This window comes from Aquabacterium sp. A08 (genome assembly GCF_011742065.1).
Genome location: NZ_JAAQQT010000646.1, coordinates 1 through 15,303 on the forward strand (window position 1 = coordinate 1; position 15,303 = coordinate 15,303).

14 protein-coding genes are annotated in these 15,303 nt (G+C 69.5%); 8 read left to right on the forward strand and 6 right to left on the reverse strand.

From position 1 onward, the window contains the following. Positions 1–4: 4 nt before the first annotated feature. Both HA630_RS14545 and HA630_RS14550 read left to right on the forward strand, forming a co-directional pair. The gene (locus tag HA630_RS14545) at positions 5–919 is read left to right on the forward strand and encodes a 5'-nucleotidase (protein WP_166835533.1); all 915 of its coding nucleotides are present in this window, start codon (positions 5–7) and stop codon (positions 917–919) included. A gap of 53 nt (positions 920–972) precedes the next feature. Further along, on the forward strand, positions 973–2,643 hold the full coding sequence (locus tag HA630_RS14550) for a choice-of-anchor I family protein (protein WP_166835536.1): 1,671 nt from the start codon (positions 973–975) through the stop codon (positions 2,641–2,643). A 49-nt stretch (positions 2,644–2,692) separates the two neighbouring features. Here the strand turns inward: HA630_RS14550 and HA630_RS14555 are convergent, their stop codons facing one another. After that, positions 2,693–3,496: an exodeoxyribonuclease III gene (locus HA630_RS14555; protein WP_166835538.1), complete on the reverse strand. Its 804-nt coding sequence runs from the start codon at positions 3,494–3,496 to the stop codon at positions 2,693–2,695. Here HA630_RS14555 and pyrE point away from each other — a divergent pair. Continuing rightward, a complete protein-coding gene (gene pyrE, locus HA630_RS14560) occupies positions 3,495–4,196 on the forward strand; it encodes an orotate phosphoribosyltransferase (RefSeq protein WP_166835540.1) in 702 nt (233 codons plus the stop codon). The two genes, HA630_RS14555 and pyrE, sit on opposite strands and share 2 nt — an antisense overlap. A gap of 16 nt (positions 4,197–4,212) precedes the next feature. Continuing rightward, positions 4,213–4,911, forward strand: a complete 699-nt coding sequence (locus tag HA630_RS14565; RefSeq protein WP_166835542.1) for a DUF4124 domain-containing protein — start codon at positions 4,213–4,215, stop codon at positions 4,909–4,911. On the opposite strand, the gene gatB is transcribed toward HA630_RS14565, so the two are convergent. The 3 genes from gatB to gatC are packed head-to-tail and all read right to left on the reverse strand — an operon-like array spanning position 4,912 to position 8,215. Beyond that, positions 4,912–6,414 (reverse strand): Asp-tRNA(Asn)/Glu-tRNA(Gln) amidotransferase subunit GatB, encoded by a 1,503-nt coding sequence (gatB, locus tag HA630_RS14570; protein WP_166835544.1) that lies wholly within the window; start codon positions 6,412–6,414, stop codon positions 4,912–4,914. A gap of 14 nt (positions 6,415–6,428) precedes the next feature. Continuing rightward, the gene (gatA, locus tag HA630_RS14575; protein WP_166835546.1) at positions 6,429–7,919 is read right to left on the reverse strand and encodes an Asp-tRNA(Asn)/Glu-tRNA(Gln) amidotransferase subunit GatA; all 1,491 of its coding nucleotides are present in this window, start codon (positions 7,917–7,919) and stop codon (positions 6,429–6,431) included. After that, a complete protein-coding gene (gene gatC / locus HA630_RS14580) occupies positions 7,916–8,215 on the reverse strand; it encodes an Asp-tRNA(Asn)/Glu-tRNA(Gln) amidotransferase subunit GatC (RefSeq protein WP_166835548.1) in 300 nt (99 codons plus the stop codon). The genes gatA and gatC overlap by 4 nt, the downstream gene beginning before the upstream one ends. Positions 8,216–8,471: 256 nt before the next feature. On the opposite strand from gatC, the gene HA630_RS14585 reads away from it, so the two are divergent. The 4 genes from HA630_RS14585 to mrdA are packed head-to-tail and all read left to right on the forward strand — an operon-like array spanning position 8,472 to position 12,919. Continuing rightward, on the forward strand, positions 8,472–9,518 hold the full coding sequence (locus HA630_RS14585) for a rod shape-determining protein (protein ID WP_166835550.1): 1,047 nt from the start codon (positions 8,472–8,474) through the stop codon (positions 9,516–9,518). Between the two features lie 18 nt (positions 9,519–9,536). Continuing rightward, on the forward strand, positions 9,537–10,424 hold the full coding sequence (gene mreC, locus HA630_RS14590) for a rod shape-determining protein MreC (RefSeq protein ID WP_166835552.1): 888 nt from the start codon (positions 9,537–9,539) through the stop codon (positions 10,422–10,424). Continuing rightward, complete coding sequence (gene mreD, locus HA630_RS14595) at positions 10,421–10,951, forward strand: rod shape-determining protein MreD (protein WP_166835554.1); 531 nt, start codon at positions 10,421–10,423, stop codon at positions 10,949–10,951. Before mreC ends, mreD begins: the two co-directional genes overlap by 4 nt. A gap of 9 nt (positions 10,952–10,960) precedes the next feature. Further along, positions 10,961–12,919 (forward strand): penicillin-binding protein 2, encoded by a 1,959-nt coding sequence (mrdA, locus tag HA630_RS14600; RefSeq protein WP_166835556.1) that lies wholly within the window; start codon positions 10,961–10,963, stop codon positions 12,917–12,919. A gap of 40 nt (positions 12,920–12,959) precedes the next feature. On the opposite strand, the gene HA630_RS14605 is transcribed toward mrdA, so the two are convergent. Both HA630_RS14605 and HA630_RS14610 read right to left on the reverse strand, forming a co-directional pair. Next, positions 12,960–13,724 carry a TSUP family transporter gene (locus tag HA630_RS14605; protein WP_166835562.1) on the reverse strand — a complete coding sequence of 255 codons (765 nt, stop codon included), beginning with the start codon at positions 13,722–13,724 and terminating at the stop codon, positions 12,960–12,962. Between the two features lie 106 nt (positions 13,725–13,830). Beyond that, positions 13,831–15,276, reverse strand: coding sequence for an ammonium transporter (locus tag HA630_RS14610; protein WP_166835566.1), 1,446 nt, complete (start codon positions 15,274–15,276; stop codon positions 13,831–13,833). Between the last annotated feature and the right edge of the window lie 27 nt (positions 15,277–15,303).

Consider the following 15,303-nt stretch of genomic DNA (forward strand, 5'->3'; position numbering starts at 1 on the left):
CACCATGCCCGCCACCCTCGAAGGCCAGCTCGTCGTCGCCATTTCCTCCCGCGCCCTGTTCGACTTCGAGGCCGAGAACCGTGTCTTCGAAGACGGCGACGACCGCGCCTACATGCGGTTGCAGCTGGAGCGACTGGAGCAACCGGCCGGCCCGGGTGTGGCGTTTTCGCTGGTGCGCAAGCTGCTCAGTTTCAACACCGGCGACACCCCGCGGGTGGAGGTGGTCATCCTCTCGCGCAACGACCCGGTCTCGGGCATGCGGGTGTTCCGCTCGGCCCAGCACTACGGCCTGCCCATCCAACGCGGCGTGTTCACCCGCGGCCAGGCGCCGTGGCGTTACCTGCGGCCGCTGCGCGCCCACCTGTTCCTCTCCACCCACCTGAGCGACGTGCGCGCCGCGCTCGACGCGGGCGTGCCCGCGGCGCAGGTGTACCCGCAGTCGGTGCACGCCAGCGACGCCCACCCGCACGAGGTGCGCATCGCCTTCGACGGCGACGCGGTGCTGTTCTCCGACGAGGCCGAGCGGGTGTTCCAGGCCCAGGGCCTGAACGCCTTCCAGCAGCACGAGTCCAGCAAGGCCGCCCAGCCCCTGCCCGGTGGGCCGTTCAAGCCGCTGCTCGAAGCGCTGCACCGCCTGCAGGACGCGGGCACCGCGCACATGCGCATCCGCACCGCGCTGGTCACCGCCCGCAGCGCACCGGCCCACGAACGCGCCATCCGCACCCTGATGGACTGGCACATCGAGGTGGACGAGGCGCTGTTCCTGGGCGGCCTGCCCAAGGGCGAATTCCTGCGCGAGTTCGAACCCGACTTTTTCTTCGACGACCAGACCGGCCACATCGAACACGCCGCGCGCCATGTGCCGGCCGGGCACGTGGCCAGCGGGGTGGCCAACCCAGCGCCGGCGTCATCAAACTGACACCCGCGCGGCCTAGAGTGCGGCGGTCAACCCCGTCACACACAGGCCCACCCATGAAACCTCTGCCCTTTGCCTGGCGCCCCCTTGCGGGCGCCGCCCTGCTCGCCGTCGCCGTCGCCGTCGGCGCCGCCGCCCAATCGGCCACCCAGGCCCCCGGCGGCCTCACGCTGGAGAAGATCGGCGGCTTTGCCCACCCTGGCGGCGCCAGCTCGTCGGAAGTCACCGCCTACGACCCCGCCACCCGCCGCCTCTACGTCGTCAACGGCGCGCTGGGCACGGTGGACGTGCTGGACGTGCGTCAGGCCGCGGCGCCGCAGCTGGTCGCCACCCTGAAGGCCACCGACTACTGGCCCGACGCCGGCGGCGTCAACAGCGTGGCGGTGCACCAGGGCCTGGTGGCGCTGGCGGTGGAAGCCCGCGTCAAAACCGACCCCGGCCGCGTGGTGGTGCTGCGCACCCGCGACCTGGGCGTGGCCGGCACCGCCCCGGTGGGCGCCCTGCCCGACATGCTGACCTTCACCCCCAACGGCGCCACCCTGCTGGTGGCCAACGAGGGCGAACCCAATTCCTATGGTCAGGCCGATTCGGTGGACCCCGAAGGCTCCATCAGCCTGATCGACGTGCGCGCCCTCAACGCCCAGAGCCACCAGTTGGCCCTGCCGGTGCGCACCGCCGATTTCCGCGCCTTCAACGACCGCAAAGACGCCCTGCTGGCCGCCGGCGTGCGCATTTTTGGGCCGGGCGCCAGCGTGGCGCAAGACCTGGAGCCCGAATACATCGCCGTGGCCGACCACGGCCGCACCGCCTACATCACCCTGCAGGAAAACAACGCCGTGGCAGTGCTCGACATCGCCTCGGCCACCGTCACCGACATCAAGCCGCTGGGCACCAAAGACCACAGCCTGCCCGGCAACGGCATGGACGTGAGCAACGAGGACGCCGGCGTCAACACCAACAGCGGCCAGCCACGGGTGAACATTGCCCCGGTGCCGGTCAAGGGCCTGTACATGCCCGACGCCATCGCCAGCTACAGCGTCAACGGCCAGACCTACCTGATCACCGCCAACGAGGGCGACGCCCGCGAATACGCCGGCCTGCCCGGCGGCCGCGAAGACCCGCGCGTGCGCGATCACTGTGGCGTGGGCGGTTTCGACCCCGCCGTCTTCGGGCCGGCCGCGACCACCCTGGGCAACGACTCCAACCTGGGCCGCCTGCGCATCACCCAGTTCCCCGGCGGCCAGCGCACCGGCAAGAACGCCGCCGGCCAGTGCAACGAACTCGTGTCCTTCGGCGCCCGCTCCTTCTCCATCTGGGACACCGACCTGAACCGCGTCTTCGATTCGGGCGACCAGTTCGAGCGCTTGACCCAGAACCTGCCCAACGTGCCCTTCAACGCCAGCAACGACAACGCCACGCTGGACGACCGCAGCCCGGCCAAAGGCCCCGAGCCCGAAGGCGTGGCGGTGGCGCGCCTGGGCAGCCGCACCTACGCCTTCATCGGGCTGGAGCGGGTCGGCGGCATCATGGTCTACGACGTGACGCAACCGCGCGCACCGCAGTTCGTGCACTACACCAACAGCCGCCAGGGCATGGACGGCGACCGCGGTCCCGAAGGCGTGCTGGTGATCCCCGCGCAGGACTCGCCCGACGGCACCCCCTGGCTGGTGGTGGGCCACGAAACCAGCGGCACCACGGTCATCTACCGCATCCAGCACGGCCACTGAGGCACCGGGCCGAGCGGCAGCGACCCGGCCCCTCGCCTGGGGCCGGCGCTCACAAGGTGAAGTCGTACTCCACCGTCAACGGCGCGTGGTCGCTGAAGCGCTGGTCCTTGTACACGCTGGCGCGGCGGGCGGTGGCGGCCAGCGCCGGCGTGGCCAGGTGGTAGTCGATGCGCCAGCCCACGTTCTTGGCCCAGGCCTGGCCGCGGTTGCTCCACCAGGTGTAGGCGGCGTCGGACTCGTCGGGGTGCAGGCGGCGGTACACGTCCACCAGGCCGCCTTCGGTGAGCAGCTTGGTCATCCAGGCGCGTTCTTCGGGCAAAAAGCCGCTGTTCTTCAGGTTGCCTTTCCAGTTTTTCAGGTCTTTTTCGTGGTGGGCGATGTTCACGTCGCCCACCAGCAGCACCTCGCGCTGGGCGCGCAGGCCGGCCAACCAGGGGTAGATGCGGTCCAGGAAGCGGTACTTGGCCGCCTGCCGCTCGTCACCCGACGAGCCGCTGGGGAAATAGCAACTGAGGAGGCTGAACTTGCGCTGCGGCGTGTCGAAACGCAGCTCCACGCAGCGGCCTTCGTCGTCGAACTCGGGCTCGCCCATGCCCACCACCACGTCGCTGGGCGCGTGGCGGGTGTACAGGCCCACGCCCGAATAGCCCTTCTTGACCGCGTAGTGGAAATAGCCCTGCAGCCCGGCCAGGGCCTCGAACTTGCCGGCCACGTCGGGCGCCTGGGCCTTGAGCTCCTGCACGCCCATACAATCGGGCGCAGTGGCCGCGACCCATTCTTCGAGCCCCTTGGCGGTGGCGGAACGGATGCCGTTGAGGTTGAGGCTGGTCAGTCGAAACAAGGATTTCCCCATGGTGGTTGAAGCAGGCGCGCCGGTCGATGCACTGGCGCAGGCGTTTGTGCAATTTTCCGTCGAATCGGGCGTGCTGCGCTTTGGCGAATTCAAGACCAAGGCCGGGCGCCTGAGCCCCTACTTCTTCAACGCCGGCCTGTTCGACGACGGCGCCAAGCTGGGCCGGTTGGCCGAGTTCTACGCCCAGCGCATCCTGGCCAGCGGCGTCGGGTTCGACATGATCTTCGGCCCCGCCTACAAGGGCATCCCGCTGGCGGCGGCTGTGGCCATCGAACTGGCGCGGCAAGGGCGCAACGTGCCGTTTGCCTACAACCGCAAGGAAGCCAAGGACCACGGCGAAGGCGGCACCCTGGTGGGCGCGCCGCTGCAGGGCCGGGTGCTGGTGATCGACGACGTGATGAGCGCCGGCACCGCCGCGCGCGAATCGATCGCGTTGATCCGCGCCGCCGGCGCCACGCCGCACGCGGTGGCGATCGCGCTGGACCGCCAGGAAATGGCCACCGAACCCGCCCCCGAAGGCGGCGTGCGCGACGTGCCCTACAGCGCGGTGCAGTACGTGCGCGAACAGCTGGGCCTGCAGGTCTGCGCGATTGCCAAGCTGGCCGATTTGCTGCAGTATCTGCAAGCCCACGCGGGCGACGCCATGGCCGAACACCGCCAGCGGGTGCAGGCCTACCGCGACCGCTACGGCGTGCAGTGACCCCCCTTCCGCCCCCATGCCACGCCCCGCTGCCCGTTACGCCCCAGTGCCGCGTCCCAGGCCGCACCCTGGCCGGTGGGGGGCCGTCTGGGCCGGTGTACTCCTGCTGTGGGCAGGCAGCGCCAGCGCCCAGACCGGCAGCATCTACACCTGCGTGGACGCCCAGGGCCGGCGCCTGACCTCCGACCGCCCCATCGCCGAATGCATGGACCGGGAGCAGCGCGAACTCAACCGCAGCGGCACGCTGCGCCGGGTGGTGCGGCCCGAACCCACCGCCGCCGAACGCGCCGCCGAAGCCGCGCGCCTCAAGGCCGAGGCCGAGGCCCTGGCCCGCCTGAACGAACAGCGCCGGCGCGAACAGCTGCTGCTCAACCGCTACCCCAACACCGACGCGCACCAGCGCGCCCGCGCCGACGCCCTGCACCAGATCGACGACGTGATGGCCGCGGTGCTCAAGCGCGAACAGGAGTTGAACCAGCAGCGCCGAGCCATCGAGGAAGAACTGGAGTTCTACCAACGGGACCCGAGCAAAGCCCCGGAATGGCTCAAGCGCCGCCAGGCCGACAACGCGCAGCAGCGCGAGCTGCAGGCGCAGTACCTGGCCGACCAGGAGCGCGAGAAGGTCCGCCTCAACGCCCTGTTCGACGAAGAGCTGCAGCTGCTGCAGCGCCTCTGGGTGCAGCAGCCAGCGGCCCCCGCCCAGCCCAAGCGCTGATCAGCCCAGCGCCTGTTTCAGCAGCTCGTTGACCTGGCCCGGGTTGGCTTTGCCCTGGCTGGCCTTCATGACCTGCCCCACCAGCGCGTTGAAGGCCTTGTCCTTGCCGGCGCGGTACTCGGCCACGTTCTTCTCGTTGGCCGCCACCACCTGGGCGATGAGGGCCTCCAGCGCGCCGCTGTCGTTCATCTGCTTGAGGCCCTTGGCCTCGATGAGGGCGTCGATCTGCGCGGTCGCGCTACCGGCTGCTTCAAAGCGATCTGAACCCGTTTCTCCAGCGGCCATCTGCCCCCACAGCGCGTCCAGCACCTGCCGGGCGGCGTTGTTGCTGATGGTGTTGTCGGCAATGCGGGCGATCAGGGCCGCCAGTTGCGCCGCGCTCACCGGCGCCTGGGTGATGTCTTTTTCCTCCGCGTTCAGGCGGCGCGACACCTCGCCCATGACCCAGTTGCTGACCAGCTTGGGCTGGCCACAGGCTTGGGCCGCGGCCTCGAAGTAGACGCCCATCGCCGGGCTTTGCGTCAGCGTGGTGGCATCGTATTCGGGCAGGCCGTAGTCGCGCACGAAGCGCTCGGCCTGGGCGCGTGGCAACTCGGGCATCTCGGCGCGCACCCGCTCCACCCACTCGCGCTCGATCACCAGCGGCGGCAGGTCGGGGTCGGGGAAGTAGCGGTAGTCGGCCGCGTCTTCCTTGGTGCGCATGGCGCGGGTTTCGCCGGTGTCGGGGTCGAACAGCACGGTGGCCTGCTGGATCTCAAAACCGTCTTCGATCTGTTCGATCTGCCAGCGCACCTCGAAGTCGATGGCCTGCTGCATGAACTTGAAGGAGTTCAGGTTCTTGATCTCGCGGCGCGTGCCCAGCGGCGCGCCCGGCTTGCGCACGCTCACGTTGGCGTCGCAGCGGAAGCTGCCTTCCTGCATGTTGCCGTCGCAGATGCCGATCCAGGTGACGATCTTGTGCAGCTCCTTGGCGTAGGCCACGGCCTCGGCGCTGGAGCGGATGTCGGGCTCGGTCACGATCTCCAGCAAGGGCGTGCCGGCGCGGTTCAGGTCGATGCCGGACTGGCCGTGGAAGTCCTCGTGCAGCGATTTGCCCGCGTCTTCTTCCAGGTGGGCACGCACCAGGCGCACGGTCTTTTTCTCGTCGCCCAAGTAGAACGACACCTCGCCGCCCTGGACCACCGGGATCTCGAACTGGCTGATCTGATAACCCTTGGGCAAGTCGGGGTAGAAGTAGTTTTTGCGCGCAAAAACGCTGCGCTCGGCCACGTGGGAGCCCACGGCCAGGCCGAACCGGATGGCGCGCTCGACCGCGCCCCGGTTCATGACCGGCAGCGTGCCGGGCAAGGCCATGTCCACCGCGCAGGCCTGGGTGTTGGGCTCGGCGCCAAAGGCCACGCTGGCGCGGCTGAAAATTTTGCTGTTCGTGGAGAGTTGGGCGTGGGTCTCGAAGCCGATCACGACCTCGTAACCCTGCACCAACAGGGATGTTGCTTTGCTCATGGTGTCTTGCCCCTTCAGCACCCGGCCGGGGCGCGGGTGTGCCAGTCGGTGGCGCACTGGAAATGGTGGGCCGCGCCCAGCAGGCGCGCCTCCTGGAAGTAATTGCCGATCAGCTGCATACCGACAGGCATGCCCGCGGCGCCCAAGCCCACCGGCACGCTCATGCCCGGCAGGCCGGAGAGCGACGCCGGCAGCGTGTAGATGTCGGCCAGGTAGGCGGCCACGGGGTCGTCGTTCTTCTCGCCGATCTTCCACGCCACGCTGGGCGCCACCGGGCCGGCGATCACGTCGCATTGCTGGAAGGCGGCCTGGAAGTCCTGCGCGATCAGGCGGCGGATCTGCTGCGCCTTGATGTAGTAGGCGTCGTAGTAGCCGTGGCTCAGCACGTAGGTGCCGATCAGGATGCGGCGCTGCACCTCCCGCCCAAAGCCTTCGCTGCGCGACTTCTTGTACATGTCGGCCAGGTCGGCGTAGTCTTTCGCGCGGTGGCCGAACTTCACGCCGTCGAAGCGGCTGAGGTTGGAGCTGGCCTCGGCCGGGGCGATGATGTAGTAGGCGGGAATGGACAGTTCGGTGCGCGGTAGGGAAATGTCCACCAGCGTGGCGCCCAGCTTTTCGTACTCGGCCAAGGCAGCACGCAGGGCGGCCAGCACGTCGGGGGCGCAGCCGTCGCCAAAAAACTCTTTGGGCAGGCCGATGCGCAGGCCCTTGAGCGGCTGCGCGGCGGTGGCACCGGCCAGGGGCTGGCCCAGCCCGGCGGTGTAGTCCTCGGCCGGGCGGTCCAGGCTGGTGGAATCGCGGTCCAGGTCCGGGCCGGCCATGGCGCTGAGCAACAGAGCGCAGTCGCGCGCGCTGCGGGCCATGGGGCCGGCCTGGTCCAGGCTGGAGGCGTAGGCCACCATGCCGTAGCGCGAGCAACGCCCGTAGGTGGGTTTGATGCCGGTGATGCCGGTGAAGCTGGCGGGCTGGCGGATCGAGCCGCCGGTGTCGGTGCCGGTGGCGGCCGGGGCCAGGCCCGCGGCCACCGCGGCGGCGGAACCGCCCGAGGAGCCGCCGGGCACGCGCTCGGTGTCCCAGGGGTTGCGCGCCGGGCCGTAGGCCGAGTTGTCGTTGCCCGAGCCCATGGCGAATTCGTCGCAATTCAGCTTGCCCAGCGTCACCATGCCGGCGTCGGCCAGTTGGCGCACCACGGTGGCGTCGAACGGGCTGCGGTAGCCTTCCAGCATCTTGCTGCCGGCGGTGGTCGGGAAGTCGGTGGTGACGAAGATGTCCTTGTGCGCCAGCGGCACGCCCAGCAAGGGGCTGCGCTCGCCCGCGGCGAGGCGGGCGTCGGCGGCGCGGGCCTGGGCCAGGCTGGCGTCTTCGTTCAAGGCCAAATAGGCGCCCAAATGGGCGTGCGCCCGGGCGCGGGCCAGGAAGTGCTGGGTCACTTCCACGCTGGAGACCTCGCGCGCGGCCAGCCGGGCCGCCAACGCGGTCACGTCGAGTTGGTGCAAGTCGTTCATTCAATCACCTTGGGCACCAGGAACAGGCCGCGCTCCACGGCCGGGGCGCTGCGCTGGTTGGCGTCGCGCTGGTTGGGTTCGCTCACCACGTCGTCGCGCAGGCGCAGCGCCACGTGGTCGATCACGGCGGTGGGGTGGGCCAGCGGCTCCACGCCGGTGGTGTCCACCGCCCGCATCTGTTCCACGGTGTCGAAAAAGCCGTTCAGGCGGGTCAGCATGCCCTGGGCATGCGCCTCGTCCAGCTCCAGCCGCGCCAGGTTGGCGATGCGGCCGATGTCTTGCAAGGTCAGGGACATGGGGGTGGTCAGGGGTTGGTCGCGGGGAATGAAACCGCGTGTAAAACCAAGGAAAAAACCGGCGCCGGGGCGACGCGGTCAAAGTTATACACAGGGGATGCGGTATTATCCAAGGTTTGGTGAACCGGTCCGAAAAGCACGGCTTTCGGACCCGAAGTTTCCACAAACCACCCCGATTTTCAGCCAAAAACACTCCGGCGCTGCCCGCGTACATGCGCAAGCCGGGCCCCGGGCAGGCCGCACTGGACGCTCCATCATGTTCGAATCTTTCCGTCGGCGCTTCTCGACCGACCTGGCCATCGACCTCGGCACCGCCAACACCCTCATTTACGTGCGCAACAAGGGCATCGTGCTGGACGAGCCCTCGGTGGTCTCGATCCGCCACGAAGGCGGCCCCCAGGGCAAGAAAACCATCCAGGCCGTGGGCCACGAGGCCAAGGCCATGCTAGGCAAGGTGCCCGGCAACATCGAAGCCATCCGGCCCATGAAGGACGGCGTGATCGCCGACTTCACCGTCACCGAACAGATGCTCAAGCAGTTCATCAAGATGGTGCACCCGCGCTCGATGCTCAAGCCGAGCCCACGCATCATCATCTGCGTGCCCTGCGGCTCCACCCAGGTGGAGCGCCGCGCCATCCGCGAAAGCGCGCTGGGCGCCGGCGCCGCCGAGGTCTACCTGATCGAGGAACCCATGGCCGCGGCCATCGGCGCCGGCCTGCCGGTGTCCGAGGCGTCCGGCTCCATGGTGGTGGACATCGGCGGGGGCACCACCGAAGTCGGCGTCATTTCCCTGGGCGGCATGGTCTACAAGGGCAGCGTGCGGGTGGGCGGCGACAAGTTCGACGAGGCCATCATCAACTACATCCGCCGCAACTACGGCATGCTGATCGGTGAGCCCACGGCCGAGGCCATCAAGAAGAGCATCGGCAGCGCCTTCCCGGGCTCCGAGGTCAAGGAAATGGAAGTCAAGGGCCGCAACCTGAGCGAAGGCGTGCCGCGCAGCTTCACCATCAGCTCCAACGAGGTGCTGGAGGCCCTGACCGACCCGATCAACCAGATCGTCAGCGCCGTCAAGACCGCGCTGGAACAGACCCCGCCCGAGCTGGGCGCCGACATCGCCGAGCGCGGCATGATGCTGACCGGCGGTGGCGCCCTGCTGCGCGACCTGGACCGCCTGCTGTCCGAAGAAACCGGCCTGCCGGTGCTGGTGGCCGAGGAACCGCTGCTGTGCGTGGTCAAGGGGTGCGGCATGGCGCTGGACCGCATGGACCGCCTGGGCGGCAGCATCTTCACCAACGAATAAGCCCGCACGCCGTCGACCATGCCGCTCGGTACCGTCGACCGCGCCCCGCCGCCCTTCTTCAAGCAAGGGCCGTCGGCGTTTTCCAAGCTGGTGGTGCTCAGCGCGCTGGCGCTGCTGCTGATGGTGGTGGACGCCCGCCGCCAGTGGACCGCGCCGCTGCGCGCGGCCACCGCCAGCGTGCTCTACCCGGTGCAGTGGCTGGCGCTGCAACCGGTGCGGCTGGCGCAGTGGGCCGGCCACTACGTGGGCAGCCTGGCCGACGCCCAGCAGGCGGCGGCCGAGGCGCGCACCGAACTGGTGCGCCAGGCGCAGCGTGCCAGCATCGTCGAGCACCTGGCCCAGGAAAACCGCGAACTGCGCACCCTGCTGGGCATGCGCGAGCGGCTGCCGCCCAACGCGCGCGGCGCCGAAATCCTCTACGAGTCCCCCGACCCCTATTCGCGCAAGGTCGTCATCGACCAGGGCCAGGCCCAGGGCGTGCAGCCCGGCTCGCCGGTGATGGACGGTTACGGCGTCATGGGCCAGGTCACGCGGGTCTACCCCGCCACGGCCGAGGTGACGCTGCTGATCGACAATCAGCAGGCCATCCCCGTCATCAACACCCGCACCGGGCAGCGCAGCCTGGCGTTCGGGGTGCAGGGCGCGCGCGAAGGCCGGCTGGAGCTGCGCTTCGAGTCGGTCAACACCGAGGCCGAGCCGGGCGACATCCTGACCACCAGCGGGGTGGACGGCATTTACCCGCCCGGCCTGCCGGTGGCGCGGGTGTTGAAGGTGGCGGTGGTCGATGGCTCGGGCTTCTCGCGCATCGAATGCGAACCGCTGGCGCGCATGCACAACACGCTGCACGTGCTGGTGGTCGACCCCTTGAGCGACGGGCGCCGCCCTGGGGCGGAGGCGGCGCGATGATCATGCGACCGGGCCAGGCGCTGCTGCTGCCGGCCAACCCGTGGTTCGTCTGGGGCTCGCTGCTGGCCACGCTGGTGCTGGGCATGGCCGCGCAGGTGGGGCTGGCCGGGCGGGCGCCCTGGATGCCCGACCTGCTGGCGGTGGTGCTGGTGTTCTGGAGCGTGCACCAGCCGCTGCGGGTGGGCGTGGGCACCGCGTTCGCGCTGGGCCTGCTGGTGGACGTGCACCACGGCGCCCTGCTGGGCCAGCACGCGCTGGCCTACACCGTGCTGGGCTACCTGGCGGTGTTGGTGCACCGCCGCCTGCTGTGGTTCAACCTGCCCACCCAGGCACTGCACGTGCTGCCCCTGTTCGCGGTGGCCCACGCGCTGCAGTGGCTGGTGCGTCTGCTGGCCGGCGACACCGCGCCCGGCTGGGGGCTGGCCCTGGCCCCGGTGCTGGAAACGCTGCTCTGGCCGCTGGCCACGCAGCTGTTGCTGGCGCCGCAGCGGCGCGCCCACGACCCCGATGAAAACCGCCCCATCTGAGGCCCCGGCATGACCGAATTCAAGGACGTCCAGCGCCAGCTGGCCTTGTTTCGCACCCGGGTCTGGGTGGCCCTGGCGGTGGTCGGCGTCTGCCTGGGCCTGATCGCCCTGCGCAGCTACTACCTGCAGGTGCCGCGCCACGACGACCTGTCCGACAAGGCCGAGCGCAACCGCACCGCGGTGCTGCCCATCGTGCCGCAGCGCGGGCGCATCGTCGACCGCCACGGCGTGGTGCTGGCCGACAACCTGGCCACCTTCAGCCTGGAAATCGTGCCGGCGCGCACCCCCGACCTGGACGCCACCCTGGCCGACCTGGCCGAGATCGTCGAGGTGCAGCCGCGCGACGTGCGCCGCTTCCGCCGGCTGATGGCCGAGTCGCGGCGCTTCGACTCGCTGCCGCTGCGCCACCGCTTGAGCAACGAGGAAATGTCGCGCGTGGCGGCGCAGCTGTACCGGCTGCCGGGGGTGGAGATCCAGGCGCGGCGCCTGCGCCAGTACCCGCTGGGCGAGACCGGCGCGCACGTGATCGGCTACATCGGCCGCATCAACCAGCGCGAAAAAGAGGCCATGACCGAATGGCCCGAGGAGCGCCAGGCCAACTACCGCGGCACCGACCACATCGGCAAGCTGGGGGTGGAGCAAAGCCACGAGGACCAGTTGCACGGCACCACCGGCTTCGAGCGGGTGGAAACCTCGGCCTCCGGCCAGGCGGTGCGCCAGCTCGACGTGACCGCGCCGCTGCCGGGCGACACCATCGCCCTGTCCATCGACAGCCGGCTGCAGCACCTGGTCGAGCGCCTGTACGGTCAGCGCCGGGGCGCGCTGGTGGCGATCAACCCGCAAAACGGCGAGGTGCTGGCCTTTGTCAGCATGCCCACCTTCAACCCCAACCTGTTTGTCGAGGGCATCGACGTCGACAACTGGAAGGCACTGAACGAGTCGATCGACCGGCCGCTGCTGAACCGGGCGCTGCGCGGCACCTACCCGCCGGGGTCCACCTACAAGCCCTTCATGGCGCTGGCGGCACTGGAAACCGGCACCCGCCAGGTGGGCACCGTGGTCAACGACCCGGGCTACTGGGTGTTTGGCAACCACCGCTTCCGCAGCCACGGCGAAAAAAACCTGGGCGGGGTGGACCTGCGCCGCAGCATCATCTACTCCAGCAACGTGTACTACTACACCCTGGCCAACGACATGGGGGTGGACGCGATCCACGACTTCATGAAACCGCTGGGCCTGGGCCAGCTCACCGGCATCGACCTGCAGGGCGAGGTCCGCGGCGTGCTGCCCAGCCAGGCCTGGAAGCGCCAGACCTTCAAGCGCCCACAGGACCAGCGCTGGTTCGCCGGCGAAACCATTTCGCTCGGCATTGGGCAGGGCTACAACAGCTTCACCATGCTGCAGTTGGCCTCGGCCATGGCCACCCTGGCCAATCAGGGGGTGCGCCACACCCCGCACCTGACCCGCACCACCCAGAACCCGGCCGCCGCCAGCGCCACCCAGGCCGAGCGGCCCGACGGTGTGTCGCTGGGCTACCGCCCCGAGCACCTGCAGGCGGTGCTCAGCGCGATGGAGGCGGTGACGCAGGAAGGCACCTCGACCCGGGTGTTCGCCGGCGCGCCCTACCGCAGCGGCGGCAAAACCGGCACCGCCCAGGCGGTGACCATCGGCCAGCGCGACCGCTACGACGCGCGCCGGCTGGAAGAACACCAGCGCGACCACTCGCTCTACCTGGCCTTTGCACCGGTGGAGCGGCCCCAGGTGGCGCTGGCCGTGGTCGTGGAAAATGCCGGCTTCGGCGCGGCGCACGCGGCGCCGATCGCGCGGCGCGTGTTCGATTACCTGCTGCTGGGCCGCTACCCGAGCGAGGACGACATCCGCGCCACCCAGCAGGGCCTGACCGCCGCGCCCGTGGGCACGCCGCGCACGCTGGACGAGATTCCCTGGCCGCCCGAAGCGCAGCCCTGAGCGGCCGCAGCACCCGGGGCCGCAACGGCCAGCCCGGCGCTTAGGGCCAGGCGCGGTAGGCGTCCCAGCCGGTTTTGAGGATCAGGACCGACACCACCAGCACGAACACGCCGCGCACAAAGCCGGCGCCGTGGCGCAGGGCCAGCCGCGCGCCCAGCGTGCTGCCCAGCACATTGGCCACGGCCATGACCAGCGCGTAATGCCACCAGACGTGGCCGGTCCAGGCGAACAGCGACAGCGCCGCCAGGTTGGAGGTGGTGTTGAGCCACTTGGCCGAGGCGCTGGCGTGCAGGAAGTCGTAGCCCAGCCAACGCACGAACAGGAACACCAGAAAACTGCCGGTGCCGGGTCCAAAGAAGCCATCGTAAAAGCCGATGCCCAGGCCCAGCGCGCAGGCGGCGGCGGCTTCGGTGCGGCCGGCGTAGCGCGGACGGTGCTGGCGCCCCAGGTCTTTGCGGGCCAGGGTGTAGAGCAGCACCGCCAACAGCACCAGCGGCAAGGCCAGACGCCAATGGGTGGGTGGCACCCGTGTCACCAGCCAGGCGCCGGCCCAGGCCCCGGCAAAACACACCGCCGCCGCAGGCCACAGGGCGTGCCAGGGCATGTCCACCCGGCGCGCGTACTGCCAGGTGGCCGCGGCCGTGCCCCAGACCTGTGCCCCCTTGTTCACCCCGAACAGCGTGGCCGGGTGCGCCCCGGGAAAGGTCGCAAACAGCGCCGGCACCAGCACCAGGCCGCCGCCACCGACGATCGCGTCCACAAACCCCGCCAGGCCAGCGGCCGCGGTCACCCAGATCCATTCCATCGGCCGATTGTCGCCCACCGGCCCCCGCCCGGCCCTGCACACCCGACGCAAAAAGGCCCGCGAGCCGAAGCTGCGCGGGCCTTGGGAACAGCGACCAATTCAGGAATCAGCGGCCGTAGGCGCTCTCGCCGTGCGAGGTGATGTCCAGACCTTCGCGTTCGGCTTCTTCGCTGACGCGCAGGCCCACGACCATGTCCACGATCTTGTAGGCGATGAAGGCCACGACCGCCGACCACACCATGGTGATCACCACGCCTTCGGCCTGCACGTAGAGCTGGTGGGCGATGGAGAAGTCGTCGCCCTTGACGCCGCCCAGCGAGCTGGCAGAGAACACCGCGGTCAGCAGCGCACCGACGATACCGCCCACGCCGTGGACACCGAACACGTCCAGCGAGTCGTCGGCACCCAGCATCTTCTTCAGGCCGCTCACGCCCCACAGGCACAGGAAGCCGGAGATCAGGCCGATGACGATGGCGCCCATCGGGCCGACGGTGCCGCAGGCCGGGGTGATGGCCACCAGGCCGGCGACGGCACCGGAAGCGGCACCCAGCATGGAGGCCTTGCCTTTGTGCAGGGCTTCACCGATGGACCACGACAGCACGGCGGCGGCGGTGGCGACCAGGGTGTTGACGAAGGCCAGGGCGGCACCGCCGTTGGCTTCCAGGTTGGAGCCGGCGTTGAAGCCGAACCAGCCCACCCACAGCAGGGAAGCACCCACCATGGTCAGCGTCAGGCTGTGCGGGGCCATGGCTTCGCGGCCATAGCCAATGCGCTTGCCCACCATGTACGCACCGACCAGACCGGCCATGGCGGCGTTGATGTGCACCACGGTACCGCCGGCGAAGTCCAGCGCACCCTTGTCGAACAGGTAGCCGCCGGCACCCCACACCATGTGGGCGATCGGCAGGTAGCTGAAGGTGAACCAGATCACCGAGAACAGCAGCACGGCCCCGAACTTGATGCGCTCGGCGAAGGAGCCGACGATCAGGGCACAGGTGATGCCGGCGAAAGTGGCCTGGAAAGCGATGAAGATGAACTCGGGGATCATCACGCCGGGCGTGAAGGTGGCCGCCAGGGTCTCCATGGTGATGCCGGACAGGAACACCTTGTCCAGGTTGCCGATGATCAGGCCCTCACCACCGAACGCCAGGCTGTAGCCATAGACGGCCCACAGCACGCTGATCAGCGAGAACACCACCATCACCTGCATCAGCACGGACAGCATGTTCTTGCTGCGCACCAGGCCGCCGTAGAACAGCGCCAGGCCGGGCACCGCCATCATGATGACCAGCAGCGTGGACACCATCATCCAGGCCACGTCGCCCTTGTCCATGGTTTCCGGAACCGGGGCGGCGGGGGCCTCGGCGGCCGGTGCTTCGGCGGCCACGGCTTCGGCCGGCGCGGCCGCCGGGGCTTCAGCGACGGGCGCTGCGGCGGCATCGGCTGCGGGTGCGGTGACGGCGGCCGGGGCGGCGTCGGACTGCGCCATGGCAGCCACACCGCCAAACGTCAGGCCCAACCCCAGGCACAGGCTCAATAGGAACTTTTTCATGTTCGTTGCTCTTGAAAGGTGGATGGA